Genomic DNA, 26,046 nt, shown 5'->3' with positions numbered 1-26,046 from the left:
CCCCGACCTCGTGGAAAGTTCACGTTTCGGTCGGGGTCGTGGTCGTTTGGCGGCGTGACGGGGCGGGGTAGGGGAAGAATGCCCGCCTCCCCGATCCAGATGCAGGCTGATGCGCAACAGATACCTCGATCTGCTCCGTTTCCTGGCTATCGTCCGAGTGGTCGTCTACCACGTCACCGGGTGGGCGACGCTCACCCTGGTCTTCCCGGCCATGTCGGTGATGTTCGCGCTCGCCGGCTCGTTGATGGCCGCCTCGCTGACCCGCACCGGGCCGTCGGCGGTCGTCCGGCGGCTGCGCCGAGTACTGCCGTCCCTGTGGGTGGTGGCGGCGGTCTTCGTGCCGGCCATGCTGCTCACCGGGCTGCCGGTGACGCCCCGGCTGCTGCTGTGGCTGTTCCCGATCGCCGACCCGCCCGCCAACTACTGGGGCGGCCTCGCGCTGAGCGTCATCTGGTACCTGCGCGACTACCTGTGGTTCGTACTCGCCTCACCGATCGTGTTCTGGCTGTTCCGGCGCGCCCCGCTGCTCACCCTGCTCGCCCCGTACCTCCTGCTGGTGGCCATCGAGACGGGGATCTACCCGGCACCGCCGGTGCTGCGTGAGTTCGGGCTCTACTTCGGCGCGTGGCTGCTCGGCTTCGCCCACCACGCCGGGATGCTGCGCCGGCTCGCGGGCCGGGTGCTGTACCCGTTGGCGCTGGTGCTCGCGGCGGCCGGCGGGGCGTGGATCGTCACGCACCCCGGTCCACGCGGTTACGACCTGAACGACAACCATCTCGGCAACGCCCTCTGGTCCGCGGCGTTCATCCTGATCGTGCTGGGCCGGGCACCGACGGGGATGGCCTGGCTGGCGCGCAGCCGGGTGGCCGACCGGGCGGTGACCGTGGTCAACCGGCGTGCGCTCACCGTGTACCTCTGGCACATGCCGTTCGTGGTGGCGCTCACCCCGCTGGTTGATCTGGTCGGCTGGTCCCACCAGGATCCGCTGGGGCTGGCCATCCGGGTGCTGCTGGTCTTCGTACTGGTCGGGCTGGTCGCCTTGGCCGTCGGTTGGGTCGAGGACCTCGCCGCCCGACGCCGCCCGGAACTGGTACCCGGCGTCCCGCCGCCGCCCCGCGCCGCCGCCGAGCCGGTGAGCCGGCTCGGCGGGGAGGCGGTGAGCCGGCCCGCGAACGAGCCCGTTGTACCGGTGGTGGTGCCGGCGCAGCGGCAGGCCGTCGAGGTCAGCGCTGGCTGATCGTGACGTCGCCGCTGCCGGCCGAACCGTCGAGCACGTTGGCCGCGGCGGGGTCGTCGGCGACGGTGACCCGGGCATCTCCGGAGCCGGTGTTGGAGCGCACTCGGTAGCTGCCCGTCGGCACCGTGAGCGTGACGTCTCCGCTGTTCGCGTGCGCTCGCGCCGAGGCGGGCTTGTCCAACTCGACGATGACGTTGCCGGAGCCGGCCTCCGCGTCGACCGTGCCGCCCAGTCGACGCGCGGCGATGTCCCCGGACCCGGCGCGCAGCCGTACCGCCGCGGCGGCCTCGCTCACCTCGATGTCACCGGAGCCGGTCTCCACGCCCACCGCGCCGGAGGCGCCGGCGAGCCGCATGTCGCCCGAGCCCAGCCGCAGGTCCACCGCGCCGACCCGGGTCAGCTCGACGTCGCCGGAGCCGCTCTCGCCCTGCACGGTCACGCCCTCCGGCGCTGTCACCTCGTACGAGATGGTGCACCGCGAGCCGCAGTCGGTGTCCAGCACCAGCTCGCTGCCCTTGATCTCGTACCGGGCCTCGGGCTCGCCGCCCTGGTAGCGCACCACGCGCTTGATCCGCACCTCGGACGCCGCGCCGGTGCCCCGCACCACGATGTCGCCGGCGCCGGGCAGCACCCGGATCGTGGTGATCTTCGCTGCCTCGGTGTCGTCGTAGTCCAGCCGCCGGAAGGCCAGGTTGTCGCACCCGGTGACCAGGATGAGGGCGGCGGCCGCACCCAGAGCGAAGGGGGCGGCGGCGCGGCGACGGGTGTGGCCGAGGGTTCGGTGCAGTGCCATGGCCAGCACGCTACGTCCGGTCACGCATCGGGCGCATCGGGGTTCGTCCTCGGGTCCACCCCGACCCGACCCTGAATTCGCACCCCGAGGGAGAATGGCCTGATGGCCGGGTACCGCCGACAGCTCTACCGCGACGACGCGGTGGTGCTGCGCGTGCAGAAGCTCGGCGAGTCCGACCGGATCATCACCCTGCTCACCCGCCGGCACGGCCGACTGCGCGCGGTGGCCCGGGGAATCCGCCGCACCACCAGCAAGTTCGGTGCCCGGCTGGAGCCGTTCGGCCACGTCGACCTTCAACTCGCGGGTGACCCGAAGGGCAACCAGGGCAGTTCGCTGCACACCGTCAGCCAGGTCGAGGGCATCGAGCTGTACGGCAAGCGCTTCCTCGGTGACTACCCCCGGTACACGGCGGCCAGCGCGATCGCCGAGACCGCCGAGCGGCTGACCCCGGTCGAGCGGGAGCCGTCCCTGCGGCTGTTCCAGCTCACCGTGGGCGCGCTGAAGGCACTGTCCCGAGGCGAGCACGCCACCACGCTGGTGCTCGACGCGTACCTGCTGCGGGGGATGACCCTCGCGGGCTGGGCGCCGGCGCTGATCGCCTGCGCGGTCTGCGGCACCCCCGGGCGGCACCGGGCGTTCTCGGTGCCGGCCGGCGGCACGGTCTGCCCGGATTGCCGGCCGCCCGGCGCGGCGCATCCCGCGCCGGCCACCATCGATCTGATGTCCGCGCTGGCCACCGGCGACTGGGTGGTCGCCGACGCCACCGAGACCGGCGTACGCCGGGAGTGCAGTGGGCTGGTCGCGGCTCACCTGCAGTGGCACCTGGAGCGCGCGCTACGCTCGCTGCCGCTGGTCGACCGGGGTGTCCCGTCGGCCGGCACGGTCCCGTCGCCGGGCGGCGCCGAGCCCGGGATGGTCCGGCCACGCGGCGATGCTGGGGCCGGGATGGTCCGGCCACGCGGCGACGCCGAGGCCGGGGCGGACGGCACGAGCAGGGAGAGAACCGAGTGATCCGATCGAAGAAGGCCGGCCGGCGTGAGCCGACACCGCCGACACCCCACCCGTCGGGCGCCCGGCCACCGGCGCTGCCCACGGACGCGGTGCCGAAGCACGTCGCCGTCGTGATGGACGGCAACGGCCGGTGGGCCAAGGACCGCGGGCTGGCCCGCACCAAGGGTCACGAGGCGGGGGAGCACAGCCTCTTCGACACCATCGAGGGTGCCATCGAGATGGGCATCCCCTACCTGTCGGCGTACGCGTTCTCGACGGAGAACTGGCGGCGTTCGCCGGACGAGGTCCGGTTCCTGATGGGGTTCAACCGGGACGTCATCCGCCGCCGTCGTGACCAGCTGGTCGACCTCGGCGTCCGGGTGGTCTGGTCGGGCCGGCCCGGGCGGTTGTGGAAGAGCGTCATTTCCGAGTTGCAGACCGCCGAGGAGATGTCCCGGGGCAACTCGACGTTGACCCTGCAGTTCTGCGTGAACTACGGCGGGCAGGCCGAGATCGGCGACGCCGCCGCCGCGATCGCCCGGGACGTGGCAGCCGGCCGGCTGGATCCGGCGAAGGTCAACGAGAAGACCGTGGCGAAGTACCTCTACCACCCCGAGATCCCGGAGGTGGACCTCTTCCTGCGCCCCTCCGGCGAGGAGCGGATCTCCAACTTCCTGCTCTGGCAGACCGCGTACGCCGAGCTGGTCTTCCTGGACACGCTCTGGCCGGACTTCGACCGCCGCCACCTCTGGTACGCCTGCGAGCTGTACGCCCAGCGGGACCGGCGGTTCGGTGGCGCGCTGCCCAACCCGGTCGCCCCGGTGCTCTGAGCGGGGCATACCGGAGCGTCACGCTGGGTATCAATACGTCAGGAGCCACTGACGGAGGTGAACCCACATGATCCAGAAGCGCATTGCCCAGTGGGCGGTGATGGCGGTCGCGGTGCCGTTGGCCGCAGCCGGCGCTCGCCGCCTCAGCCACACCCTGGAAGCCCGGCGTGGCCCCTCAGGGGCGACCCGCCTGCTGACCAAGGGCGCCGACCTGATCCGCCCGCAGAAAGCCAAGCGCCGCCGATTCTGGTAACGCGTCCCACCTCGGCGCCGCCCCCACGACCCCCGGGGGCGGCGCCGCTTCGTACCCCGCCCACGCCCGACCCGGCCGCCACCCCACCCCAGGCCCGTCCCCGCCCGGTCGATCATGGGGTTGTGGTGGTGGACAGAAGCCGTGGAGCGGGTCACAACGGCCACCACAAGTCCATGATCGACGTTGCTGCCGGCGTGTGGTCGTTTTGGGGTTGTTTGGCATGGCGGCGGGTAGGGTCCGGAAGTGGTGGGGTCACGCGCTGTGTGGGGGTGGTGGGGAAATGAGGGATCTCCGGTACAAGATGATCATGGCGTTGAACGCGGCTGACCTGGGTGACCCGATGTGCGAGCAGGTGGCCGACATCTGCGCCGAGATCGCCGAGCAGCACTGCGCCGAATTCGGCCACACGCCGCAACTTCGCAGCGGCGAGATCGCCGAGTTGGCCACCGGCGAACCGGCTCTGACCTGGGCGCCGTCCACCGATCCTGGGCAGCGTGCCTGGTGACCGCCCCGGCCCCGTCGGTCGACCTGCGTCGGGCAGAGGACCGCTTCGCCACCCGGATCTCCTGGTTGGATTCCAAGCACTCCTTCTCGTTCTCCCGGCACTACGACCCAGCCAACACCCACCACGGCCTGCTGCTGGTCAACAACGATGACGTGGTCCGCCCGGGAGCCGGCTTCGAGACCCACCCGCACCAGGACATGGAGATCGTCACCTGGGTGCTGCGCGGTTCCCTGGTGCATCAGGACTCCACCGGCCACTCGGGGGTGATCTACCCGGGGCTGGCCCAGCGGATGAGCGCCGGCACCGGCATCCTGCACTCGGAGAAGAACGACGCCTGGCGGCTCAACAACCAGGAGCCGCACTCCGACCCGGTGCACTTCGTGCAGATGTGGGTGCTCCCCGACGAGCAGGGCGTCGACCCCGGCTACGAGCAGTTGGAGATCGACGACGAGATGCTGCGCGGCGGCCTGGTGCCGATCGCCTCCGGAATGGACCGTTACGACGGCGCTTCCGCCATCCGGATCCGCAACCAGTACGCCACCCTGCACGCCGCCCGGCTCGGCCCCGGCGACGAGGTCACCCTCCCGGATGCGCCCTTCGTGCACCTGTACGTGCCCAACGGCACGGTCACCCTGGAGGACAGCGGCCCGCTCGGCACCGGCGACGCGGCCCGGCTCACCATGACCGGTGGCCGCCGGGTCACCGCGGCCGAGCCGGCCGAGATCCTCGTCTGGGAGATGCACGCCACCATCGCGTGACCGTCGCCGCCGCGGTAGCGCACGGCCCTCCGCCCGCTTCCCGCGTTGTGGTGCTCGTCGATCTAGGGCGTATCGCTGCGCACGAAGAGCAACTCACAGCGATATGCCCTAGATCGACGGCGAGGGGTGGTGGCGCGGGGTGGTGGCGAGGGGTGGTGGCGTGGGGTGGGGTCGGCGAGGGGTGGTGGCGCGGGGTGGTGGCGGCCCTTTGGTTTTGTTAGGCGGGGGACTCGGCGCGGTCGCCCGCCCACGTCGTGTGGAACGAGCCCTCGCGGTCGACGCGCTGGTAGGTGTGCGCGCCGAAGTTGTCCCGCAGACCCTGGATCAGCGCGGCGGGCAGGCGCTCGGCGCGCAGCGCGTCGAAGTACGCCAGGGACGACGAGAACGCCGGTGTCGGCACCCCGGCCCGGGCCGCGTCGGCCACCACCCGCCGCCAGCTCGGCACGCCGGCACCGACCGCCTCGGCGAAGTACGGCGCCACCAGCAACGTCGGCAGCTCGGGTTGCTCGTCGTACGCCTCGCGGATCCGGTTCAGGAAGCGGGCCCGGATGATGCAGCCGCCCCGCCAGATGGTCGCCGTGCCACCGAGGTCGATGTTCCAGTCGTACTCCTGGCTGCCGGCGCGGATGTGGTCGAAGCCCTGCGCGTACGCGACGATCTTGGAAGCGAGCAGCGCCCGGCGGACGTCCTCCACGAACGCCTCCCGGTCGGCCACCTGCCACTTCTCGCCGGCGTCCGGGAACGCCCGGCGGGCCGCCTCTCGCTGGTCGACGTGCCCGGACAGCGAACGGGCGAAGGTCGCCTCGGCGATCCCGGTGATCGGAATGCCCAGGTCGAGTGCGCTCTGCACCGTCCACCGCCCGGTGCCCTTCTGCTCGGCCCGGTCGGCCACCACGTCGACGAACGGTCGGCCGGTGGCGGCATCGCGGTGCGCCAGCACGTCGGCGGTGATCTCGATGAGGAACGACTCCAACTCACCGGCGTTCCAGTTGCGGAAGATCTCCGCGATCTCCGCCGGCTCCGCGCCCAGGCCCGCTCGGAGCAGGTCGTACGCCTCGGCGATGAGCTGCATGTCGGCGTACTCGATGCCGTTGTGCACCATCTTGACGAAGTGCCCGGCGCCGTCCGGCCCGATGTGCACGCAGCACGGCACCCCGTCGACCTGCGCGGCGATCTTTTCGAACATCGGCCCGAGCTTGGCGTACGACTCGGGGGAACCGCCCGGCATGATGCTCGGCCCGAGTAGCGCGCCCTCCTCGCCGCCGGAGACGCCGGTGCCGCTGAAATGCAGCCCCTGCGCGCGCAGCGCCTCCTCCCGACGACGCGTGTCGGCGAAGTGGGCATTGCCGCAGTCGACGATGATGTCGCCCTCCTCCAGCAGCGGCACCAGTTCGTCGATCACCGCGTCGGTGGGCGCCCCCGCCTTGACCATCACGATCACCGCCCGGGGACGCTCCAGGGATGCCACGAAATCTGCCATCGACTCGCCGGGGACGAAGGTGCCCTCGTCGCCGTGCTCGGCGACCAGGCTGCGGGTGCGCGCAGGGGTTCGGTTGTGCACCGCCACGGTGAAGCCGTTGCGGGCGAGGTTGCGGGCCAGGTTGCGGCCCATCACCGCCAGCCCGGTCACGCCGATCTGCGCCGTCGCCTGCTCAGCCATCCGTGCCGCCACCTCTCGCCGTCATACTCCCGTGCTGCGACCGTATCGCGGTGCACGACGGTGCGGGTGACGTCCTCGACAGCCGGTCACCGACCGGTGGCGCTCAGCCCTGGGCCAGCCGATCCTCCACGTGCGCCACCTTCGCGGTGAGTGCGTCGGTGACACCCGGTCGGATGTCGCCCTTGAGCACCACACTCACCCGCGGTGCCTGCGCGGCGACCACGTCGACCGCGCGCTTCACCACCGCCATCACCTCGTCCCACTCACCCTCGACCGTGGTGAACATGGCGTCCGTCCGGTTGGGAAGGCCGGACTCGCGGACCACCCGCACCGCCTCGGCGACCAGGTCACCAACGGACTCGCCGACACCGAGCGGGGTAATCGAGAAAGCGATCAGCATGCCGCCGATCGTTTCAGTAAAACCGGGTGCGCCGGTGCCCGCCCACCGGATAGCGTGCCGGTATGCGTAACTGACGCCCCACCTCCCGAGCCGGCCCGCCGCCCCGCGTCGCGGTCCGTGCGCTCCCGGGCGTCCCGCATCCCCACCCGCCACTGACGGCGGTGCTGGCTCTGTCCGACTCCGGTGAGCAGTCCCTTCCCCGTTCGACCGTCGCGCGTGCGGCGGTCGTCAGCCGAGCCGACCGACCGCCGGAGCGCGGGTCCAGCCGCGGCGGTCGGCACCGAAGGAGGCCCGAATGCCTGCCAGGCGTAAAACGAAGAAGTCCCGTACCCCGGCACCGACGAAGCTCGGTCCGGACCCGGCGGTCGGCGACGGACCGCTGTCATTCGCGGCGGCCGGCCCCGACCTCCCGGCCACACTGCTAGAGCCGGCGCTACTGGCCCCGACCCTGCCGCTGGGGCCGACTCTTCCACTGGCTCCGACCCTGCCCCTGGGGCAGACCGAGCCGGCCCTGCCGGTCGTGCAGGTCGAGCCGGTCCTCGCGGACGGGCACGTCGAGCCGGCCCCGCCGGTCGTGCCGGCGGCGGTGGAGGCGTCGGCGGTGGATGACGTGCCGGGATCCGGACGGCCAAAGGCGCCGACAGCCGGACCACCGCAGGGCGGCGGCAACCGCTCTGCCGGTGGTCGAAGCCAGCGCGCCGGTCAGCCCCGCCGCTACGCCTTCCGCCGCAGCTAGGCCACCCCGTTGCGCCCCCACCTCGTCGCCGACCCGCTCTCGGCTCGCGGCCGCCCCCCTCACGCTCGTACGTCGTTCGAGGACTTGCTGCCCGCGCATCACCGGCATTTCGTGCAGATCGGCGACCGCACCTGCAAGCCCGCCGGGGAGGGCGGGTGCGGCGGCGGGCCGGTGGCAGCAACATCAGGGATGTGGTGGCCTCCCGCGCCCCGCGAGGCCACCACATCCCTGATGTTGCGCGAATCTTGGCCGCGCGCAGGCGCGGCGCGTGGCGGCCGTGCGGAGATCAGCCGCGCGAGGGCCGCCCGGCGGATCCTGGCGCGTGCGGCAGCCGTGCGGATGCTGGCGCGGCGCGCTGCCGCCGTGCGGATCGTGCGGCGGCCCGACGGGAGGCGGCGGACGGGTTAGCTGATCAGTGGGCGGAAGGCGCCCAGGAGGATGCTGGTTGTCAGGGCGGCGGCGGCCAGGGCCGTAGCGGCGGCGATGAGCAGGGCGTCGGCGCGGGTGAAGGGCTGTTGACGGGCCACGGTGCGTGGGGTGCCGGCGTCGAAGCCGCGCGCGTCCATCGCCACGGCCAGCCGGGTGCCCCGACGGATCGCCCCGACCAGCAGCGCGAACGCGGTGGACGTGAACAGCCGCAGCTTCGCCACCGGATTGCGTCCGGCGTCGACGCCGCGGGCCCGCCGGGCCATGCTGATCATCTGCCATTCCTGGCCGAGCAGCGGCACCAGCCGGAAGGCCGCCAGCGCCCCGATGGCGAATCGGGCTGGCGCCTTCGCGTTCTGGATCAGCGCGTCGGCCAGGTCGGTGGGATCGGTGGTGGCAAAGACGATCACGCCGGGCAGTGCCACCGCGAGTACCCGCAGCACCAGGCCGAGCGCGGTGAGCAGCACCCCGGTGGTCACCAGCACCGGGCCGGCGTGCAGCAGGACCCGGCCGGAACGGTCGGCGGCGAAGAGCACCAGGGTGACCAGGATGCCGGCCGCGCTGACCAGCAGCGGCCAGGCCCGCCGGGCCAGCACCCGGTAGCGGATGCCGAACAGCGGCAGCACCGCCAGTTCGAGCGCGATGGCGATCGCCGGGGCCACCGGGTCCAGGGTGGTCAGCAGCGTGAACGAGAAGACCAGTGCGGCGGCGACCTTCGCCACCGGGTTGCGGCGGGCCAGCGGCGCACCGGGATCGGCGACCGGCTCGATGCTGATCATCAGGAGTCGTCCTGGCCGGGCTGGACCGCGACAGGGCCGGTCACGGGTCGCTCCAGGGTGACGGTGCGGTCGGCCAGGGCGGCGACGAAGTCCGCGTCGTGAGTGACCGCGACGACGCCGTGCCCGGCGTCGCGCAGGTCGGCGAAGAGGTCGACCAGCTCGCGCCAGGTCCGTCGGTCCTGGCCGAAGGTGGGTTCGTCGCAGATCAGCAGGCGGGGCGCGGTGGCCAGGGCGGTCGCCACGCTCAGCCGCCGCGCCTCGCCACCCGAGAGGGTGTACGGGTTGGCAGCGGCGAGCCGGGCCAGTCGCAACCGGTCCAGCAGCTCGGACACGGTCTCGTTCACGGCCGCCTCGGGTTGGCCGGTGCGGCGCGGGCCGAGTGCCAGCTCGTCGAAGACGGTGCTGGTGACGAACTGGTGCTCCGGGTCCTGAAAGACCGACCCGATCCGGCGGGCCAGCGCGGGTGCCCGCCATCGGTGCGGGGGAGTGCGGTGGTCCGGTCCAGCCAGTTCGGGGGACGCGGTCACCCGACCGGTGCCGGGCCGGAGCAGCCCGCCGAGCAGCAGCGCCAGGGTGGATTTTCCGGCACCGTTCGGCCCGCGTACGGCGAGCGCCTCTCCGGCGCGGACCGCCAGATCGGTGGAGCTCAGGCGGGGCGGCAGGCCGAGCCGGTCGGCGGTGAGCAACACGTCGCCGGCCATTGCGGTGGCCGGCCGGGGCTCGATGGGGTGGCCCGGCACCCAGACGCCCTCGGCGGCGAGGGCGGCACCGTGCTGGGCGAAGACCGCCTCGGGTGAGCCGTCCGCGCGGACCCCGCCGCCGGGCTCCAGGACGACGACCCGGTCGACCAGCGGAAGCGCCTCGGCGACCCGGTGCTCGACCAGGACCAGCGTGGTGTCGGCGTCCAACGCGCCGGCCACCGCCTGCCGGACCAGCTCGGCCCCGGCCGGGTCGAGGTTGGCGGTCGGCTCGTCGAGCAGCAGCAGGCCGGGACGCAGGGCCAGCGCACCGGCCAGAGCGAGGCGCTGCTGCTCGCCGCCGGAGAGCGCGGCGGTGGGGCGGTCCCGGGAGTACGGGAAGCCGACCCGGCGAAGCGCCTCGTCCACCCGCGGCCAGATGTCGCCGGCCGGCACTCCCCGGTTCTCCAGGCCGAACGCGACGTCGTCGCCGCAGCGGGCCATCACCAGCTGGGTCTCCGGGTCCTGGAAGACGATGCCGACCCGTTCCCGCCCCTTGCGCGGGTCGAGCCCGTCGATCTCGACGGTGCCCTCCTGCTCGCCGGAATCCTCGGGCAGGAGCCCCGCCAGTGCGTTGAGCAGGGTGCTCTTGCCGGCCCCCGAAGGCCCGAGCAGCAGAACGCGCTCGCCAGCCTCGATCCGCAGGTCGACCCCGCGCACAGCCCAGGCAAGCCGCCCAGCGTGCCGCCACCCGAACCCCCGCAACAGAACCCCGCCCACAACACCTCCCCCCACCCAAGCCCGCACCCCACCCGGCCGCACCCCGCGCCCGGCCGCACCCCCCACCCGGCCGCACCCGGCCCGGCGCCCGGCCTCACCCTGCCCGGTTGATCATGAGGTTGACGGGTGTTTGGGAGATCCATCCCACCGTCAACCTCATGATCAACGCGGAGGCTCGGCGGGGCGGTCAGATGGCGGCGCGCTCACGGCCGACCGGGAAGCGGTCGAGGACTCCGGTGTTGGCCAGGGCGCGGGTCAGCAGCCAGCCGCCGACGCCGGCCAGCACCGTGGCGCTGACGATGGTGAGCAGCGCGTACGGGATGCGGTAGTCGGTCAGCTCGTAGTCCGCGTTCCAGACGAAGAAGTCGAACAGCGCGGCGCTCAGGCCGGTCAGCGCGCCCGCCAGCACCGCGGTCGGTAGCCGGAACGACCGGTACCGGAAGGCGGCGAAGGCCAGCTCGGCGCCGATGCCCTGCACGATGCCCTGCGGGATCACCGTGCCGGCCCACTGGCTGCCCAGCAGCGCGGACAGGACCGCGGCCACCGTCTCGCAGTAGAGCGCGGCGCCGGGCTTGCGGATCACCAGGCCGCCGAGCACGGCCGGCATCAGCCAGATTCCGTAGAGCAGGGTCTGCGCTGGCGGGAAGAAGGCGAAGGCGCCCTCGGTGGCGCTCCAGACCAGGCCCCAGGCCCAGAAGATGACGCCGAAGGCGACCGCGATCACCGACGCGACCACGATGTCGATGGTGCGCCAACGGTTGGTGGCGTTGTCCATGTTTGCTCCCAGTTCAGTGAACGAACCAGGAGAAGACGCACGCCGCGCGTCCGGTGGCACCGGACGGCGGCGCGGCTGGAGGTCGACCGAACTCCCTGCGCTGGCATTACCCAGATCAGGTTCGAGGGTCTGCGGGCGTGCCCGCACTCTCAGCGCTGTGCGCTCCCCTGTCGGATGTGAAGTTGTCTCGCTGACGCTAACACTGACCAGGGGTATCGGCCCAGCAGGGCCGTCTGCCGAACCTCGGCGTCCGGCCCGCTCGCCGCCGGCTGGGTAGGCTCACGATCATGCGGGTCGAGGCGCGAGGTCTGACATTCGAGGTACGCACCGGCGGTCCGCAGGACGGCGTACCCATCCTGCTGCTCCACGGCTTCCCCCAGCACTCCGGTGAGTGGGACGCGGTCGTCCCCGCACTGCACGCCGCCGGGCTGCGCACGTACGCGCCGGACCAGCGGGGTTACTCGGCGGACGCCCGGCCGGTGGCGGTGGCCGACTACCGGATCCCCGAACTGGTCGACGACGCGGTGGCGCTGCTCGACGCGCTCGGGCTGGACTCCGCCCACCTGGTCGGCCACGACTGGGGTGCGATCGTGGCCTGGGCGCTCGCCGCCCGGCATCCCGAGCGGGTCCGTACGCTGACCGCGGTGTCCGTGCCCCACCCGGCGGCCATGGCGCACGCGCTCGCCACCGACCGTCAGCAGAAGGCCCGCTCGTCGTACATTGCGCTGTTCCGTCAGCCGGGCAAGGCGGAGAAGGTGCTGCTGGCGTTGAACGCGACCGCGCTCCGCAAGCTGCTCGGCGGGGTCGGCGACGCGTCCCGGGTGGATCGCTACGCCGACCCGATGCGCGAGCCGGGGGCGCTCACCGCCGCACTGAACTGGTACCGGGCGATGTCCCGCGCCGACCTGGCCGACGTCGGCCCGGTCACGGTGCCGACGACGTACGTGTGGAGCGACCACGACATCGCCATCGGCCGTGCCGCCGCGGAGGCGTGCGCCGCGAACGTCACCGGGGAGTACCGCTTCGCGCTGCTGCCCGGGGTGAGCCACTGGATCCCCGACACCGCACCGGGTCCGCTGGCCGAGGCGATCCTGGCTCGGGTCAACGCGCCGGCCTGAAGCCACGACGGTCAGCGAGGGAGGATCACCGTGACGGCGCCTACCGGCCTGAACACCCGGCGCTCGCTCGCCGCGCAGTTGCGCGTGCTCGGCGTACGCCCCGGCGGCACGCTGCTGGTGCACGCCGGGCTGAGCCCGCTGGGCTTCGTCTGCGGCGGACCGCAGGCGGTGGTGCTCGCCCTGCGCGACGCGCTCGGCCCGGACGGCACGATCGTGGTGCCCACGCACACGCCGGACAACTCCGATCCGGCCCAGTGGAGCAACCCGCCGGTTCCGGTGGACTGGTGGCCGCTGATCCGCGCCGAGATGCCGGGTTTCGACCCGGCCGTCACCCCGAGCCGGTTCATGGGTGCGGTCGCCGAGATGGTCCGCACCTGGCCCGGGGCACTGCGCAGCACGCATCCGCACGTGTCGTTCGCCGCGCTCGGGCCGACCGCCGAACGGGTGGTGGCCGGGCACGATCGGGTCGACATGCTGGGCGAGCGGTCGCCGCTGGCCCGGCTCTACGACCTGGATGCCGACGTGCTGCTCCTCGGTGTCGAGCACGATGTGAACACGTCGCTGCACCTGGCCGAGTACCGCTGTCCGGCCCCGCCCCGGGAGCGGGTGGGTGCGGCGGTGCGCACCGGCGATGGCGGCCGCGAATGGGTGTGGTGGCAGGACGTACGGCTCGACGAGTCCGACTTCGGCGCGTTGGGCAGGGACCTGGAGGCCACCGGGGCGGTCCGTACCGGACCGGTCGGCGCCGGGACCGGCAGGTTGATGCGCCAGCGGGCGGCGGTCGACTTCGCGGTGCACTGGCTGGCCCGTAATCGAACGACGGAGGACGCATGACGGTGAGTGCCGAGGATTATCTGGCCGTGGTGACCGAGACGATCGGTCGGGTGGCCGCCAGTCAACGCGAGGCGGTGGGGCGGGCCGCCGACCTGATCGCCGACGCGGTCCGCGCCGACGGGGTGGTGCACGCCTTCGGCACCGGGCACTCGGAGGCCCTCGCCATGGAGATCGCCGGCCGGGCGGGTGGCCTGGTGCCGACCAACCGGATCGCGCTGCGCGACCTGGTGCTGCTCGGTGGCGAGCCGGCCGAGCGACTCGGCCCGCTGCTGGAGCGCGACCCGGCGGTGGCGCACCGGCTCTACGAGCTGGCCCCGGTGCGGCCCGCCGACGTCTTCGTCCTGGCGTCGAACTCGGGCGTCAACGGCGCGATGGTGGAGTTCGCCACGGTGGTCAAGCAGCACGGTCACGGGCTGGTGGCGATCACCTCCGCACAGCACTCCGGTCGGATGACCTCTCGCCACCCGTCCGGGCGCAAGTTGGCCGACCTCGCCGACGTGGTGCTCGACAACGGGGCGCCGTACGGCGACGCGACGCTGCCGCTGCCCGACGGTGGCGCGGTCGGCGCGGTCTCCTCGATCACCGCGGCGTTGCTGGCCCAACAGGTGACGGTGGAGGTCGTGGCCCGGTTGCTGGCGGCGGGGGAGCGGCCGCCGGTCTACCTGTCGGCGAACATCCCGGACGGCGACGCGCACAACAAGGATCTGGAAGCCCGGTACGCGGGTCGGATTCGGCGGGGCGCCTGACGCGGAGGGGTCGAGCGGGTGGCCGGGAGGTGGCCTGGCGACGGCCGGGAGGTGTCGCGAATCCGTTTCGCGCTCAGCCGAGTGGGGCATTGGCGTTGCTGCCGGCGGACGGGACCGCCGGCAGTAGCGTCGCACCGGAGGTAGGGCGTGTCCAAGGAGACCGAGAAGCAGCGTTGGCAGCGCAATTTCGCCGACCTCTTACAGGAGCTGCGGGTCGCTCAGACCGGCGTGCAGATCCTCTTCGCCTTCCTGCTGACTTTGCCGTTCAGCAACGGGTTCCCCAAGGCCACGCCGTTCCAGAAGGACGTCTACGTGGTCGCGTTGCTCGCCGCGGCTGCCGCCACGGCGATGATCATTTCGCCGGTGGCGTTCCACCGCGCGCTGTTCCGGCAGGGCCGCAAGCCGGAGCTGGTCCGGTTCGCTCACCGGATGGCCACGGGTGGGCTCGGCTTCATGCTGATCGCGATGGTCTCCGCGGTACTGCTGATCACCGATTTCGTGCTGAGTCGACCGATCGCCTTCGTACTCAGTGCGGTGACCGGCCTGTGGTTCCTCACCTTCTGGATGATCCTGCCGTTCGCCCGGCGTAACTGGGGCGACGACGACATCGACGACGACGATGACGACCCGGAGACGATGACCCGCTGACCGCGCCGTGATCGGCGCGCTCGATCGCGAAATGATCGCGCTCGATCCTGGATCGAGTCCCCTCGGCGTTACGCGGGGGCCACCACATCCAGGATCGAGTGCGATCGTGCTGCCGGGAGAGCCTCAGATGGATCTTTACGGACTGCTACCTCTGGGTAACAACCGGGGGTAGCGTGACGATAGTCGCGCACGTTGACGCAGCCGCACCGAATTCGAGGGGGCAGCCGTGACCACGACGCAGAACAACCGACCAGCACCGGACGGCCCGGACCAGCCGGTCACCCGCACCGAAGACCGGCCCGGCCCGGTGGAGTCGCCCGGCCCGGTGGACACGGCCGGCGTGGCAGACCCGCCCGGTGCGGCAGAGCCTGCTGGCGCGGTCGAGACCGCCGGCGCGGCAGGGCCGCTCCCATCCGAGGCCGGTCAGGTCACGGAGAAGGAGGCCCGGCAGGTCGCCGAGGCCGCCCGCGAATCCGCCTGGGACCGACCCAGCTTCGGCAAGGAGTTGTTCCTCGGCCGGTTTCGGCTCGACCTGATCGATCCGTGGCCGCGGTCCGACCCGGACGACGTGGCCCGCGCCGATGACTTCCTCGGCCGCTTCCGCTCCTTCCTGGCCTCCGAGGTGGACGGCGCCGCCATCGAGCGGGACGCGTCCATTCCGGACTCGGTGTTCCACGGGCTGGCCGACCTCGGCGCGTTCGGCATGAAGATCGACCGTTCGTACGGCGGCCTCGGGCTGAGCAACCTGCACTACTGCCGGGCGCTGATGTTGGCCGGCTCGGTGAGTCCGGCGATCGGCGCGCTGCTCTCGGCGCACCAGTCGATCGGTGTGCCGCAGCCCCTGAAGATGTTCGGCACCGCCGAGCAGAAGCAGCGCTTCCTGCCCCGGCTCGCCGCCGGTGAGGTCTCCGCGTTCCTGCTCACCGAACCGGACGTCGGCTCCGACCCCGCCCGGCTGGCCACCATCGCCGAGCCGACCGAGGACGGCACCGGCTACCGCCTCAACGGCGTGAAGCTCTGGGCCACCAACGGCACCGTGGCCACGCTGCTGGTGGTGATGGCCCGGGTGCCGGCCAGCGAGGGGCGGCGCGGCGGCATCACCGCGTTCGTGGTGGACGGCGACAGCGCGGGCATCACCGTGGAACGGCGCAACGAGTTCGTCGGCCTGCGCGGCCTGGAGAACAGCCTCACCCGGTTCCACGACGTGTTCGTGCCGGCCGAGAACGTCATCGGCGGTGAGGGTAAGGGTCTGAAGATCGCCCTGACCACCCTGAACACCGGCCGGCTCTCGCTGCCGGCGATGTGCGTGGGTGCCGGCAAGTGGGCGTTGAACGTGGCCCGGGAGTGGGCCGTCGACCGGGTCCAGTGGGGCCGGCCGGTGGGCGAGCACGAGGCCGTCGCCCAGAAGCTCTCCTTCATCGCCGCCACCACGTACGGCATGGAGACCATGCTCGACCTGTGCTGCCTGCTCGCCGACGACGACCGTAACGACATCCGGATCGAGGCCGCGCTGGTCAAGCTCTACGCCAGCGAGATGGCCTGGAAGATCGCCGACGAGTTGGTCCAGATCCGCGGCGGCCGCGGCTACGAGACGGCCGACTCGCTGGCCGCCCGCGGTGAACGCCCCGCCAACGTCGAGCAGGTGCTACGCGACCTGCGGATCAACCGGATCTTCGAGGGCTCCACCGAGATCATGCACCTGCTGATCGCCCGGGAGGCGGTCGACGCCCACCTGTCGGTGGCCGGCGACATCATCGACCCGGAGGCCGGGCTGGGCCGCAAGGCCAAGGCCGGCGCCCGCGCCGGAGCCTTCTACGCGAAGTGGCTGCCCACCCTGGCCGTCGGTCGGGGTCAGAGCCCATCGGCGTACACCGAGTTCGGGCCCTTGGCCGGGCACCTGCGGCAGGTCGAGCGCTCGTCGCGCAAGCTGGCCCGCTCGACGTTCTACGCGATGTCCCGCTGGCAGGGAAAGATGGAGCGCAAGCAGGCGTTCCTCGGCCGCATCGTGGACATTGGCGCGGAGTTGTTCGCGATGTCCGCGGTCTGCGTCCGGGCCACCGCCGAACGCGACAGCCGTCCCGAGAACGTCGAGCTGGCCGACCTGTTCTGCCGGCAGGCGCGGGTCCGGGTGGACGCGCTGTTCAACGCCCTCTGGGACAACACCGACTCGGTCGACACCGCAGCCGCGAAGCGGATCCTCGCCGGCCGCTACGCGGGCCTGGAGGAGGGTGTGATCACTCCGTCCGACGAGCTGCCCTGGGTGGCCCGCTGGTCGCCGGGCCCATCCACCGCCGAGGACGTGCGGCGCCGCATCCCGCCGAAGCCCTGACCGCTGCCGCCCGGCGTCTGACCGCGCCGGGCGGGCCAGCGGCGGCTGGCCGGGCGTGCGGCGGCCGGCCAGCCGCCAAGTGGCGGCTGACGCCGTGCCGTGCCGAGCCGGTGGTGCGTGGTCAGCGGGCGACCGCCCAGGCCAGCACCGCCGCCAGGATCAGACCGTTGAGCACCGCCAGGCCGAGGTACGCCGCGGGCGGGATCTTCTTGCCCCGCCGAACGAAGGAGACCAGGACAGCGGCGTAGCCAAGCAGCAGGACGGCGATGACGACCAGGAAATAGAACACCCGAAGACTTTAGCGGCCCCTGCCGCGCAGGCCGAGTTGGCGCAGCTCCAACGCGGCCAGGGCGTCGACGGTGTCGTCGTCCCCGCGTCGCCAGGCCTCGGCGACGTCCGGCCCGATCTGGGTCAGCCGGCCCAGCGGCTGGGTGGCCAGTGCGCGCAGGGCGAGCAGGTCCCGACCGGCGGGTCCGGCAGCCAGCTTCGCGGCCGAGCCGGCCCGGCGCATCCAGCGCACCCGCAACGGCAGCCAGCCGAACAGCACGAGGCCGAGCGGGAAGATCAGCACCGCGATGGCGAGCGCGAGGGCGAGTTGGTCGACGAAGTGCTGCTGGTCGCGGCCGGCGTCGGCGAGCGACCGGGCGGCGTCGGCGGCCCGCTTGAAGGGGGCGGTCAGCTCGTCGCCGACCAGCGGCACCCGGCCGACCTTGCCGCCGGCGTCGGCCAGGTTGTCGGCGAGCCCGGTGCCCGCACCCTCCAGCTTCTGGCCGGGTACGGCGAGCTTCTGCACCAGGTCGTGCAGCCAGAGCGCGCCGCGGATCGCGACGTACACCCAGGCGACGACGAGGAGATCGGTGAACATCTGGCGGGCGGCGGTCGGAAACCGATCGGCGTAAATTTTCACGCCGGACAGCGTGCCACGAACAGCCCCGGCCCGGCACCCGTCGGATCAGCCGGCGGGACGGCTCAATCCTCGAGCACCGGTCAGTGGACGCAGGTCGGGCAGGTGCCGAAGATTTCCAGGGTGTGGCTGACGTCGGCGTACCCGTGCTGGGCGGCGACCCGGCCGGCCCAGTTCTCCACCGCCGGGCCGGCCACCTCGACGGTGCGCCCGCACGCCCGGCAGACCAGGTGGTGGTGGTGGCCCTCGCTGCACCGGCGGTAGAGGTGCTCACCGCCCGGCGGGCGCATCACGTCGATCTCGCCCGCGTCGGCGAGCCCCTGCAGGGTGCGGTAGACCGTGGTCAGGCCGACCCGATCGCCGCGTTGCCGGAGCATCGCGTGCAGGTCCTGAGCGCTGTGGAAGCCCTCCATCTCGGCCAGCAGGGCGCTCACCGCCGAGCGCTGCCGGGTGTTGCGCACGGCGGCGCCAGTCTCGCTCATGATCCCTCCCCGGCGTGGCTGACCGCATCCGCCACGATGTGCGCGACGTGCTCGTCGACCAGGCTGTACGCGATTTCCCGACCTCGGCGGGAACCGCGCACCACGCCCGCGCCCCGCAGCACCCGCAGGTGCTGGGAGACCAGTGGCTGCGCGGCGCCGAGCTGCTCGACCAACTCGTGCACGCACCGCTCACCGGCGGCGAGCTCGCTGACGATGGCCAGCCGGATGGGCGCCGACAGGGCGCGGAGCAACTCGCTGGCACCCTCGAAGCCCTCGTAGCCCGTTGCGCTGGTCATCCTGTAACGGTAACCAATACCGCCGACAGGCATCAGTGCAGCACGACCTCGTGCGGTTCCGGGGCCGGCGCGGCGGCCGGGGCGGCCCGGCGACGCAGTGCCCGCCAGACCCCACCGGCCACGGCCACCAGCAGGAACGAGGCGATCGCCACCAGCACCACCGAGGCGCCGGGGGCGGTGTCGGCCGTCGCCGCCACCCAGACGCCGGTGCCGGCGGCGAAGAGTCCGAGCGCCATCGCGGCGGTCATCGTGCTGCGGAAGCCTCGGGTGACCTGCTGGGCGGTGGCCACCGGCACGACCATCAGCGCGCTGATCAGCAGCACTCCGACGGCCCGCATCGCGATGGTCACGGTGACCGCGGTGGTGACCGCGATCAGCAGGTTGAGCGTGCGGACGGGCAGGCCGGAGACCCGCGCGTACTCCTCGTCGTGGCTGACCGCGAAGAGCGCCGGCCGCAGCGCGACCATGGTGACCAGGATCGCCGCGCCGAGCACCGCGATGGTGGTCAGGTCGGCGGACGAGATGGTGGTCAACGACCCGAACAGGTAGGCGTTGAGGTTGGCGCTGGTGGCGTCGGAGAGGCCGACCAGCAGCACGCCGCCGGCGATGCCGCCGTAGAAGAGCAGGGCAAGGGCCAGATCTCCGGAGGTACGCCCACGGGAGCGGACCAGCTCGATGGCGACCGCGCCGATGGTGGCGACGAACACGGCCACCAGCACCGGCGAACGGTTGAGCAGCAGGCCCGCCCCGACACCGGTCAGTGCCACGTGCCCGACGCCGTCGCCGATCAGCGTCAGCCGGCGCTGCACCAGGTAGATGCCGAGCGCCGGCGCGGCCAGGCCGATCACCAGCGCGCCGATCAGGGCACGCTGCATGTAGGGATACTGGAAGAGTTCCATGGTCAGTTGCTCCACAGCCCGGCGGGCTCGTCGGGACCGTGCGGGTGCACGTGGTCGTGGTCGGGCTCCGCGTGATGGCCGGCCGGGTCCGGAACCGTGCCGTCGTGACAGATACCACCCTGGTGTACGACGACAGCCCGGCTGATCACCGGTCGCAGGGGGCCCAGCTCGTGGGCCACCAGCAGCACCGTTCCGCCGTCGGCGACGAAGTCGCGCAGCGCGTCGGCGAACGCCTCCTGGCTGGCCGCGTCCACCCCGGCGGTGGGCTCGTCGAGGATCAGCAGTTCCGGCCGGCCGGCCAGCGCGCGGGCGATCAGGGTGCGCTGCTGCTGGCCGCCGGAGAGGGTGGACACCGGGTCGGCGGCCCGATCGGCGAGCCCGACCGCCCGCAGCGCGGCGTCGACAGCGGCCCGGTCGGCCGTACCCGGCGGACGGAGGATCCCCCGGCGAGCCAGCCGGCCGGAGGCCACCACCTCGCGTACGGTCGCCGGCACACCGCCGCCCGCGCCCAGGCGCTGCGGGACGTACCCGATGCGCGCCCACTGCCGGAACCGGCGCAACGGCCGGTCGAAGAGGGTGATCGAGCCGGCGCTGAGCGGCACCAGCCCGAGCACGGCGCGGATCAGGGTGGACTTGCCGGAGCCATTGGCGCCGAGCACCGCGACCACCTCCCCGGCGGTCACGGTGAGCGAGACGTCCCGGAGCACGGGCCGGCCGTCGTAGCCGACCGCCCCGTGCTCGACGGTGATCACAGGTGCGCTCACGAGCAGCTCAACGCCGTCCGCAGGGTCTGCAGGTTGGTACGCATCACCGAAAGGTAGTCCGCGTCGGTGCCGGCGGCGAGCCCTTCGATCGGGTCCAGCACCGCGGTCTTGGCGCCGACCTCGCCGGCGATGGTCTCGGCGACCTTCGGGCTGACCAGCGTCTCGAAGAAGATCGTGGTGGTCCGGTGCGCCTTCGCCTCCTCGATCACCCGCGCGAGGCGCTGCGGCGAGGGCTCGACGTCCGGGCTCAGCCCGGTGACGCCGACCTGGTCGAGTCGGTACCGGTCGGCCAGGTAGCCGAACGCCGTGTGGCTGGTCACGATCTCCCGCCGCTGGCAGGTCTGCAGGCCCTGGCTGAACTCGCTGTCGAGGGTCGTCAGGTCGGTGCGCAGCGCCGCGGCGCGGGCGGTGTAGTCGGCGGCGTGGCCCGGGTCGGCCTTGCCGAGCCGCTGGGCGAGTTGGTCGCCGATGGCGGCGAGCCGGGTCGGGTCGAGCCAGACGTGCGGGTCCTTGCCGCCGTGCTCCTTCTCGCCGGGCTCCTCCTTGGCCTCGTGGTTGTGCCCGCCGCCGGTCGCGTCCAGCAGCGGCTGCACGGTGGTGACGTCGAACGCCCGGTCGCCACCGCTCTGCTCGATGGCGTCGTCCACCGCCGGCTGGAAGCCCTTGAGGTAGACGATCAGCTCGGCGTCGCCGACCTGGCCGACCTGGCTCGGGCTGAGCTCGAGGTCGTGCGGCTCGGCGCCGGGCTTGGCGAGGTTGGTCACCCGGACCGCGTCGCCGCCGACCCGCTCGGCGAGGAACTGGAGCGGATAGAACGCGGCCACCACGTCGACCCGTTGTGGATCGGCGCCGGCGGTGGAGCAGCCGGCCGTGGCACCCAGGGCGAGCAGGGCGGTCGCGGCGGCCAGGACACGTGCCGTGGTGCGGTTGGTCATGCCGTCAACTGTCCGTGGCAACGACAATGATTGTCAAAAACGCATAAGTGCATGTCAGAGCAGCTTCGTCAGGCCGACCGTCACCAGCAGGGTCAGCATCAACAGCCGGATCAGCCGGGTCTGCGGCGCCTGAACCGCCCAGGTGGTGGCCAACAGGGCGATCAGCACCCCGGCGAGCGCGAGCGTCAGCAGGCCGCCGATCACCCCCGGCGTGAAGAACGCCACCAGCACCACCACCAGGGTGAGCAGGAACACCGACGTCGGGTTAGCCCCGGCCAACCGGGCCAGTAAAGGGCGCTGCGTACGCTGCATCCCACAGACTCTACGAGGAGGAACCCGGTGCTGGTGACCAACCGGTTCGTGGTCGACGTCGATGTCGCCGACGGCTTCACCGAACGGGCGCACGCCGCGCTCACGGCGTTGGCTGCCTGCCCCGGCTATCTGCGCGGCCAACTGCTCCGGGCGCTGGACGACCCCCGGCACTGGTCCCTGCTCACCGAGTGGGAGTCGGTCGGCACCTACCGGCGGGCGTTGGGCGCCTTCGAGGTCAAGGTGAGCTCGGTGCCGTTGCTCGCCGAGTCGGTCGACGAGCCGTCCGCGTACGAGGCGCTGGCCAGCGCGGCGCCCGGTGGTGCCGTGGTGATCTCCGAGAGTGATCGGGCTGCGGGTCCTTACCGCTGACCCGTCGGGCACTACCCTGCTCCTATGACCGCACCCGCCCCGCCACCCGGTCCCGGGGTGGCTCCGCCGTTCGCCGCGCCGCCCACCGAGGGCCGCCGGACCCGGCTCTGGCTCGGCCTCGGCGTTGGCGCGCTCGCCGTGCTGCTCTGCTGCGGTGGTGGCGGCGCGGCCGCGGTCGGCCTGGTCGTCAGCAACACACAGGCCGTCCGGGAGCAGGGCCGCACGGTCACCGCCGACTACTACCAGGCGCTGGTGGAGCGGAAGTACGGCCGGGCGTACGACCAGCTCTGCGACGACGCGCAGCGGCGCGAGTCCCGCCCCGAGTTCGAGCGGCGGGCGGCCGCCGAGCCGCAGGTCGCCGCGTTCCGGGTGGGTGAGGTCGACACGATCAACCTGACCGTGCCGGTCGACGTGACGCTCGACGGTGGCGACCGGGAGCAGCAGCAGGTCAGCCTCGGTCCGGACGGTCAGACCGGCGGCATGGAGGTCTGCGGGGTCAGCTGACCCGCCCCCGGTATTCTGCTGGGCTCAAGGCGACGGTGGTCGTACCGTTGTCCTGAAACTGACCGATCCATCCACATCTCGCCCCCGCCGACCGCCAGCCGGCGTAGGAGGAAACATGCCAGCCGACCGTATCGACGCCGTCGTCAGCCTCGCCAAACGCCGAGGCTTCGTCTTCCCCTCCAGCGAGATCTACGGAGGCACCCGATCGGCGTGGGACTACGGTCCGCTCGGCGTGGAGCTCAAGGAGAACGTCCGCCGGCAGTGGTGGAAGACGATGGTCCAGCAGCGCGACGACGTCGTCGGCCTCGACTCCGCGGTGATCCTGGCCCGCAAGGTGTGGGAGGCGTCCGGCCACATCGCCGAGTTCGTCGACCCGCTCACCGAGTGCCAGTCCTGCCACAAGCGGTTCCGGGCGGACCACCTCGAAGAGGCGTACGAGGCCAAGCACGGCAAGCCGCTGACCTCGCTCGCCGAGCTGAACTGCCCCAACTGCGGCAACAAGGGCACCTTCACCGAGCCGAAGATGTTCAACGGCCTGATGAAGACCTACCTGGGCCCGGTGGAGAGCGAAGAGGGCATGCACTACCTGCGGCCGGAGACCGCGCAGGGCATCTTCGTCAACTACAAGAACGTCGAGACGGTCGCCCGCAAGAAGCCGCCGTTCGGCATCGCGCAGACCGGCAAGTCGTTCCGCAACGAGATCACTCCGGGTAACTTCATCTTCCGGACCCGCGAGTTCGAGCAGATGGAGATGGAGTTCTTCGTCGAGCCGGGCACGGACGAGCAGTGGCACGAGTACTGGCTCCAGGAGCGCTGGAACTGGTATCTCGACCTCGGCCTGTCGGTGGACAACCTGCGACTCTACGAGCACCCGCAGGAGAAGCTCTCGCACTACTCGAAGCGGACGGTGGACATCGAGTACCGCTTCCAGTTCGGTGGCACCGAGTTCGCCGAGTTGGAGGGTGTGGCCAACCGCACCGACTTCGACCTGTCCACGCACAGCAAGCACTCGGGCGTCGACCTGTCGTACTTCGACCAGACCAAGGGCGAGCGGTGGATGCCGTACGTCATCGAGCCGGCGGCGGGTCTGACCCGCGCGGTGCTCGCCTTCCTGCTCGAGGCGTACGACGAGGACGAGGCGCCGAACACCAAGGGTGGCGTGGACAAGCGGACCGTCATGCGGTTCGACCCGCGGCTGGCCCCGGTGAAGGTGGCGGTGCTGCCGCTGTCCCGCAACGAGGCGCTCTCGCCGAAGGCGAAGGACCTGGCCACGCTGCTGCGCAAGCGCTGGGTGGTCGAGTTCGACGACTCGCAGGCGATCGGTCGCCGCTACCGCCGACAGGATGAGATCGGCACCCCGTTCTGCGTGACGGTGGATTTCGACACGCTGGACGACAACGCCGTGACCGTGCGGAACCGGGACACCATGGCCCAGGAGCGGGTCTCCCTGGACCAGGTCGAGCGCTACCTGATCGAGCGCCTTCCCGGCTGCTGAGCACCGGGTACGGGGCCTCGGCCGACGCGGAAAGCGCCGGTCGGGGCCCCGTACACTTGGGCGGTGACTGCCTCGACCCTGCCTGCGCTCCGCCCGTTGACCCTCGGGCGTTACGAGGTGTGGCCGCCGGTGGTGCTCGCGCCGATGGCCGGGATCACCAACGTCGGGTTCCGCCAGCTCTGCCGTGAGCAGGGCGGCGGCATCTACGTCTGCGAGATGATCACAACGCGGGCGCTGGTCGAGCGGAACCCGAAGACGCTCCGCATGATCGCCTTCGGCGCGGACGAGAACCCCCGCAGCCTCCAGCTCTACGGCACCGACCCGGAGATCACCGCCGCCGCCGTGCGGATCGTGGTGGAGCGCAACCTCGCCGACCACATCGACCTCAACTTCGGTTGCCCCGTACCCAAGGTCACCCGCCGTGGCGGCGGCGCCGCGCTGCCGTGGCGACGCCGGCTCTTCGCCCGGCTGGTGAAGGCCGCGGTGGACGCCGCGGCGCCGGCCGGCGTGCCGGTCACGATCAAGATGCGCAAGGGCATTGACGACGACCACCTGACGTACGTCGAGGCCGGGCTCGCCGCCCAGGACGCGGGCGTCGCCGCGGTGGCTCTGCATGGGCGTACGGCTTCGCAGCGCTACTCGGGCACCGCCGACTGGGATGCCATCGCCACCCTCAAGCAGGCCCTCGACGTGCCGGTGCTCGGCAACGGCGACATCTGGGAGGCCGACGACGCGCTGCGGATGGTGGCGCACACCGGGGTGGACGGCGTCGTCATCGGTCGCGGCTGCCTGGGCCGGCCGTGGCTCTTCGCCGACCTGGAGGCCGCCTTCAACGGTCGGACGGAGCGGCGGCTGCCCAACCTGGGCGAGGTGGCGGTGACCATGCGCCGGCACGCCGAGCTGCTGGTCGACCAGTTCGTCGCGGGCGCGCGCAACCCGGCCCGGGGTGAGCGCGACGGCTGCACCGACTTCCGCAAGCACGTCGCCTGGTATCTCAAGGGCTTCCCGGTCGGCGGCGAGCTGCGCCGCTCGCTGGCGATGATCGAAAGCCTGGCCCAGCTCGACGACCTGCTCGGCAAGCTCGACCCCGCCGAGCCGTTTCCGGTGGCCACCCTCGGCCAGCCGCGCGGCCGGACGAACTCCCCAGGCAAGGTCTTCCTCCCGGACGGCTGGCTGGCCAGCCGCGACGACGACGCTGTCCCCGAGGGCGCCGAGCTGGACGACTCCGGCGGCTGACCCGCCGCCACCGGCGGTGCGGTGCTTGTGTCCGCCGCACCGTCCGACGGACCCCGTGCCGACGGTGGGTTGACCGCACTCCAGGTGGCGCGAGATCAACACGACATCGGTGATGTGGGGGTGTCCGGGGGGCGGGGATACCGCGATGTCAGTGATGTCGAGTCGATCAGCGCGCAACAGCCGATCTGGCGCCCGCACGAGGCGTGATCGAGTTGGATTGGCCGCCTCACAGGGGGCAGGTCCGGTGCGGACACTGATCTGGGCATCACGAAGGGCCGGGCCCCGGTGGGGGGTCCGGCCCTTCGTGGTTGGTGTGTGGGTCAGCTGGTGGCGTAGCCGCGGGTGGCGATCCAGTCGGCGAGGTGCTCGACGCTGACTTCGTAGGAGGCCATGGTCGGGTCGGCGGAGTCGGCGATCTTCACTGTCTGTCCGCCGTCGCGGTAGCCGACGACGCTGATGTAGTGCCCGCCTTCGAAGGAGTGGGTGGTGCCGTCAACATCGGTGGTGGTGCCGGCGATGTTGGCGACTACGGCGCGGCCGTCGTCGACGGTCTTGACGATGTCGGCGCGCAGGGTG

General features: G+C 72.0%; 31 protein-coding genes and 1 riboswitch. Of the genes, 16 read left to right on the top strand and 15 right to left on the bottom strand.

The genetic code is table 11. The features are described 5' to 3' along the window. The first annotated feature begins 109 nt into the window (after nucleotides 1–109). Nucleotides 110–1,237 (top strand): acyltransferase family protein, encoded by a 1,128-nt coding sequence (locus V6V47_RS22470; RefSeq protein ID WP_334630279.1) that lies wholly within the window; start codon nucleotides 110–112, stop codon nucleotides 1,235–1,237. On the opposite strand, the gene V6V47_RS22465 is transcribed toward V6V47_RS22470, so the two are convergent. Beyond that, complete coding sequence (locus tag V6V47_RS22465) at nucleotides 1,224–2,030, bottom strand: DUF4097 family beta strand repeat-containing protein (RefSeq protein WP_334630278.1); 807 nt, start codon at nucleotides 2,028–2,030, stop codon at nucleotides 1,224–1,226. The genes V6V47_RS22470 and V6V47_RS22465 overlap by 14 nt on opposite strands. Before the next feature lie 102 nt (nucleotides 2,031–2,132). On the opposite strand from V6V47_RS22465, the gene recO reads away from it, so the two are divergent. The 5 genes from recO to V6V47_RS22440 all read left to right on the top strand — a co-directional run bounded on the left by recO (nucleotide 2,133) and on the right by V6V47_RS22440 (nucleotide 5,366). Beyond that, nucleotides 2,133–3,041, top strand: a complete 909-nt coding sequence (gene recO, locus V6V47_RS22460) for a DNA repair protein RecO (RefSeq protein WP_334630277.1) — start codon at nucleotides 2,133–2,135, stop codon at nucleotides 3,039–3,041. Beyond that, nucleotides 3,038–3,850: an isoprenyl transferase gene (locus tag V6V47_RS22455; RefSeq protein WP_334630276.1), complete on the top strand. Its 813-nt coding sequence runs from the start codon at nucleotides 3,038–3,040 to the stop codon at nucleotides 3,848–3,850. The genes recO and V6V47_RS22455 overlap by 4 nt, the downstream gene beginning before the upstream one ends. Before the next feature lie 67 nt (nucleotides 3,851–3,917). After that, a complete protein-coding gene (locus tag V6V47_RS22450; RefSeq protein WP_334630275.1) occupies nucleotides 3,918–4,103 on the top strand; it encodes a hypothetical protein in 186 nt (61 codons plus the stop codon). Between the two features lie 280 nt (nucleotides 4,104–4,383). Further along, the gene (locus V6V47_RS22445) at nucleotides 4,384–4,608 is read left to right on the top strand and encodes a thioredoxin reductase (protein ID WP_334630274.1); all 225 of its coding nucleotides are present in this window, start codon (nucleotides 4,384–4,386) and stop codon (nucleotides 4,606–4,608) included. Beyond that, nucleotides 4,605–5,366, top strand: a complete 762-nt coding sequence (locus V6V47_RS22440; protein WP_334630273.1) for a pirin family protein — start codon at nucleotides 4,605–4,607, stop codon at nucleotides 5,364–5,366. The genes V6V47_RS22445 and V6V47_RS22440 overlap by 4 nt, the downstream gene beginning before the upstream one ends. Nucleotides 5,367–5,583: 217 nt before the next feature. On the opposite strand, the gene gndA is transcribed toward V6V47_RS22440, so the two are convergent. Both gndA and V6V47_RS22430 read right to left on the bottom strand, forming a co-directional pair. Further along, nucleotides 5,584–7,026, bottom strand: coding sequence for an NADP-dependent phosphogluconate dehydrogenase (gndA, locus tag V6V47_RS22435; RefSeq protein WP_334630272.1), 1,443 nt, complete (start codon nucleotides 7,024–7,026; stop codon nucleotides 5,584–5,586). 103 nt (nucleotides 7,027–7,129) lie between these two features. After that, nucleotides 7,130–7,426: an MTH1187 family thiamine-binding protein gene (locus V6V47_RS22430; RefSeq protein ID WP_334630270.1), complete on the bottom strand. Its 297-nt coding sequence runs from the start codon at nucleotides 7,424–7,426 to the stop codon at nucleotides 7,130–7,132. A 295-nt stretch (nucleotides 7,427–7,721) separates the two neighbouring features. Here V6V47_RS22430 and V6V47_RS22425 point away from each other — a divergent pair, with 295 nt between their 5' ends. Next, nucleotides 7,722–8,162, top strand: coding sequence for a hypothetical protein (locus V6V47_RS22425; RefSeq protein WP_334630269.1), 441 nt, complete (start codon nucleotides 7,722–7,724; stop codon nucleotides 8,160–8,162). A 404-nt stretch (nucleotides 8,163–8,566) separates the two neighbouring features. Here V6V47_RS22425 and V6V47_RS22420 read toward each other — a convergent pair whose 3' ends face one another. The 3 genes from V6V47_RS22420 to V6V47_RS22410 form a co-directional block, all read right to left on the bottom strand. Further along, entirely contained in the window at nucleotides 8,567–9,367 is an 801-nt protein-coding gene (locus V6V47_RS22420) for an energy-coupling factor transporter transmembrane component T family protein (protein ID WP_334630268.1), read from the bottom strand. Further along, nucleotides 9,367–10,824, bottom strand: coding sequence for an ABC transporter ATP-binding protein (locus V6V47_RS22415; protein ID WP_334630267.1), 1,458 nt, complete (start codon nucleotides 10,822–10,824; stop codon nucleotides 9,367–9,369). Before V6V47_RS22415 ends, V6V47_RS22420 begins: the two co-directional genes overlap by 1 nt. A 187-nt stretch (nucleotides 10,825–11,011) precedes the next feature. Further along, a complete protein-coding gene (locus V6V47_RS22410) occupies nucleotides 11,012–11,599 on the bottom strand; it encodes an ECF transporter S component (protein WP_334630266.1) in 588 nt (195 codons plus the stop codon). 74 nt (nucleotides 11,600–11,673) lie between these two features. Further along, nucleotides 11,674–11,778, bottom strand: a riboswitch (TPP riboswitch). A 108-nt stretch (nucleotides 11,779–11,886) separates the two neighbouring features. Here V6V47_RS22410 and V6V47_RS22405 point away from each other — a divergent pair. From V6V47_RS22405 to V6V47_RS22385, 5 genes are all read left to right on the top strand, one after another. Next, nucleotides 11,887–12,717, top strand: a complete 831-nt coding sequence (locus V6V47_RS22405) for an alpha/beta fold hydrolase (RefSeq protein WP_334630265.1) — start codon at nucleotides 11,887–11,889, stop codon at nucleotides 12,715–12,717. A gap of 30 nt (nucleotides 12,718–12,747) precedes the next feature. Further along, nucleotides 12,748–13,551, top strand: coding sequence for an aminoglycoside N(3)-acetyltransferase (locus tag V6V47_RS22400; protein WP_334630264.1), 804 nt, complete (start codon nucleotides 12,748–12,750; stop codon nucleotides 13,549–13,551). Beyond that, on the top strand, nucleotides 13,548–14,297 hold the full coding sequence (locus V6V47_RS22395; protein ID WP_334630263.1) for an SIS domain-containing protein: 750 nt from the start codon (nucleotides 13,548–13,550) through the stop codon (nucleotides 14,295–14,297). The genes V6V47_RS22400 and V6V47_RS22395 overlap by 4 nt, the downstream gene beginning before the upstream one ends. 147 nt (nucleotides 14,298–14,444) lie before the next feature. Continuing rightward, on the top strand, nucleotides 14,445–14,945 hold the full coding sequence (locus V6V47_RS22390) for a DUF6328 family protein (protein WP_334630262.1): 501 nt from the start codon (nucleotides 14,445–14,447) through the stop codon (nucleotides 14,943–14,945). Between the two features lie 226 nt (nucleotides 14,946–15,171). Further along, entirely contained in the window at nucleotides 15,172–17,274 is a 2,103-nt protein-coding gene (locus tag V6V47_RS22385) for an acyl-CoA dehydrogenase family protein (RefSeq protein ID WP_334630261.1), read from the top strand. A gap of 121 nt (nucleotides 17,275–17,395) precedes the next feature. Here the strand turns inward: V6V47_RS22385 and V6V47_RS22380 are convergent, their stop codons facing one another. From V6V47_RS22380 to V6V47_RS22345, 8 genes are all read right to left on the bottom strand, one after another. Continuing rightward, complete coding sequence (locus V6V47_RS22380; RefSeq protein ID WP_199723545.1) at nucleotides 17,396–17,563, bottom strand: hypothetical protein; 168 nt, start codon at nucleotides 17,561–17,563, stop codon at nucleotides 17,396–17,398. Between the two features lie 9 nt (nucleotides 17,564–17,572). Continuing rightward, nucleotides 17,573–18,181 (bottom strand): hypothetical protein, encoded by a 609-nt coding sequence (locus V6V47_RS22375; RefSeq protein ID WP_334630260.1) that lies wholly within the window; start codon nucleotides 18,179–18,181, stop codon nucleotides 17,573–17,575. 80 nt (nucleotides 18,182–18,261) lie between these two features. Further along, complete coding sequence (locus V6V47_RS22370; RefSeq protein WP_334630259.1) at nucleotides 18,262–18,660, bottom strand: Fur family transcriptional regulator; 399 nt, start codon at nucleotides 18,658–18,660, stop codon at nucleotides 18,262–18,264. Beyond that, a complete protein-coding gene (locus V6V47_RS22365) occupies nucleotides 18,657–18,956 on the bottom strand; it encodes an ArsR/SmtB family transcription factor (RefSeq protein ID WP_334630258.1) in 300 nt (99 codons plus the stop codon). The genes V6V47_RS22370 and V6V47_RS22365 overlap by 4 nt, the downstream gene beginning before the upstream one ends. Before the next feature lie 32 nt (nucleotides 18,957–18,988). Continuing rightward, nucleotides 18,989–19,855, bottom strand: a complete 867-nt coding sequence (locus V6V47_RS22360) for a metal ABC transporter permease (protein WP_334630257.1) — start codon at nucleotides 19,853–19,855, stop codon at nucleotides 18,989–18,991. Nucleotides 19,856–19,857: 2 nt separating this feature from the next. Then, on the bottom strand, nucleotides 19,858–20,619 hold the full coding sequence (locus tag V6V47_RS22355; RefSeq protein WP_334630256.1) for a metal ABC transporter ATP-binding protein: 762 nt from the start codon (nucleotides 20,617–20,619) through the stop codon (nucleotides 19,858–19,860). After that, nucleotides 20,616–21,554: a metal ABC transporter substrate-binding protein gene (locus tag V6V47_RS22350; RefSeq protein ID WP_334630255.1), complete on the bottom strand. Its 939-nt coding sequence runs from the start codon at nucleotides 21,552–21,554 to the stop codon at nucleotides 20,616–20,618. The genes V6V47_RS22355 and V6V47_RS22350 overlap by 4 nt, the downstream gene beginning before the upstream one ends. Before the next feature lie 54 nt (nucleotides 21,555–21,608). Further along, nucleotides 21,609–21,866 (bottom strand): hypothetical protein, encoded by a 258-nt coding sequence (locus tag V6V47_RS22345; RefSeq protein ID WP_334630254.1) that lies wholly within the window; start codon nucleotides 21,864–21,866, stop codon nucleotides 21,609–21,611. 27 nt (nucleotides 21,867–21,893) lie between these two features. Here V6V47_RS22345 and V6V47_RS22340 point away from each other — a divergent pair, with 27 nt between their 5' ends. From V6V47_RS22340 to dusB, 4 genes are all read left to right on the top strand, one after another. Then, nucleotides 21,894–22,235 carry an antibiotic biosynthesis monooxygenase family protein gene (locus tag V6V47_RS22340; protein WP_334630253.1) on the top strand — a complete coding sequence of 114 codons (342 nt, stop codon included), beginning with the start codon at nucleotides 21,894–21,896 and terminating at the stop codon, nucleotides 22,233–22,235. A 24-nt stretch (nucleotides 22,236–22,259) separates the two neighbouring features. Further along, on the top strand, nucleotides 22,260–22,739 hold the full coding sequence (locus V6V47_RS22335; protein ID WP_334630252.1) for a hypothetical protein: 480 nt from the start codon (nucleotides 22,260–22,262) through the stop codon (nucleotides 22,737–22,739). Nucleotides 22,740–22,854: 115 nt separating this feature from the next. After that, nucleotides 22,855–24,234, top strand: a complete 1,380-nt coding sequence (locus V6V47_RS22330) for a glycine--tRNA ligase (RefSeq protein ID WP_334630251.1) — start codon at nucleotides 22,855–22,857, stop codon at nucleotides 24,232–24,234. A 63-nt stretch (nucleotides 24,235–24,297) separates the two neighbouring features. After that, nucleotides 24,298–25,470, top strand: coding sequence for a tRNA dihydrouridine synthase DusB (gene dusB, locus V6V47_RS22325; protein WP_334630250.1), 1,173 nt, complete (start codon nucleotides 24,298–24,300; stop codon nucleotides 25,468–25,470). Nucleotides 25,471–25,790: 320 nt separating this feature from the next. On the opposite strand, the gene V6V47_RS22320 is transcribed toward dusB, so the two are convergent. Next, nucleotides 25,791–26,046 (bottom strand): C39 family peptidase (locus V6V47_RS22320; RefSeq protein WP_334630249.1); only part of this gene is annotated, 256 nt, incomplete at its 5' end.

It is taken from the genome of Micromonospora sp. CPCC 205539, from assembly GCF_036906815.1.
In the GTDB taxonomy this organism is placed as follows: domain Bacteria; phylum Actinomycetota; class Actinomycetes; order Mycobacteriales; family Micromonosporaceae; genus Micromonospora.
This window is presented reverse-complemented; position numbering and strand designations above follow the sequence as displayed.

Coding starts and splice junctions, on each gene's coding strand:
- V6V47_RS22450 (WP_334630275.1), top strand. CDS start 3,918: ATGATCCAGAAGCGCATTGCCCAGTGGGCGGTGATGGCGGTCGCGGTG.
- V6V47_RS22425 (WP_334630269.1), top strand. CDS start 7,722: ATGCCTGCCAGGCGTAAAACGAAGAAGTCCCGTACCCCGGCACCGACG.
- V6V47_RS22370 (WP_334630259.1), bottom strand. CDS start 18,660: ATGAGCGAGACTGGCGCCGCCGTGCGCAACACCCGGCAGCGCTCGGCG.
- V6V47_RS22335 (WP_334630252.1), top strand. CDS start 22,260: ATGACCGCACCCGCCCCGCCACCCGGTCCCGGGGTGGCTCCGCCGTTC.
- V6V47_RS22345 (WP_334630254.1), bottom strand. CDS start 21,866: ATGCAGCGTACGCAGCGCCCTTTACTGGCCCGGTTGGCCGGGGCTAAC.
- V6V47_RS22410 (WP_334630266.1), bottom strand. CDS start 11,599: ATGGACAACGCCACCAACCGTTGGCGCACCATCGACATCGTGGTCGCG.
- V6V47_RS22465 (WP_334630278.1), bottom strand. CDS start 2,030: ATGGCACTGCACCGAACCCTCGGCCACACCCGTCGCCGCGCCGCCGCC.
- V6V47_RS22360 (WP_334630257.1), bottom strand. CDS start 19,855: ATGGAACTCTTCCAGTATCCCTACATGCAGCGTGCCCTGATCGGCGCG.
- recO (WP_334630277.1), top strand. CDS start 2,133: ATGGCCGGGTACCGCCGACAGCTCTACCGCGACGACGCGGTGGTGCTG.
- V6V47_RS22430 (WP_334630270.1), bottom strand. CDS start 7,426: ATGCTGATCGCTTTCTCGATTACCCCGCTCGGTGTCGGCGAGTCCGTT.
- V6V47_RS22330 (WP_334630251.1), top strand. CDS start 22,855: ATGCCAGCCGACCGTATCGACGCCGTCGTCAGCCTCGCCAAACGCCGA.
- V6V47_RS22395 (WP_334630263.1), top strand. CDS start 13,548: ATGACGGTGAGTGCCGAGGATTATCTGGCCGTGGTGACCGAGACGATC.
- gndA (WP_334630272.1), bottom strand. CDS start 7,026: ATGGCTGAGCAGGCGACGGCGCAGATCGGCGTGACCGGGCTGGCGGTG.
- V6V47_RS22365 (WP_334630258.1), bottom strand. CDS start 18,956: ATGACCAGCGCAACGGGCTACGAGGGCTTCGAGGGTGCCAGCGAGTTG.
- V6V47_RS22405 (WP_334630265.1), top strand. CDS start 11,887: ATGCGGGTCGAGGCGCGAGGTCTGACATTCGAGGTACGCACCGGCGGT.
- V6V47_RS22470 (WP_334630279.1), top strand. CDS start 110: ATGCGCAACAGATACCTCGATCTGCTCCGTTTCCTGGCTATCGTCCGA.
- V6V47_RS22350 (WP_334630255.1), bottom strand. CDS start 21,554: ATGACCAACCGCACCACGGCACGTGTCCTGGCCGCCGCGACCGCCCTG.
- V6V47_RS22445 (WP_334630274.1), top strand. CDS start 4,384: ATGAGGGATCTCCGGTACAAGATGATCATGGCGTTGAACGCGGCTGAC.
- V6V47_RS22420 (WP_334630268.1), bottom strand. CDS start 9,367: ATGATCAGCATCGAGCCGGTCGCCGATCCCGGTGCGCCGCTGGCCCGC.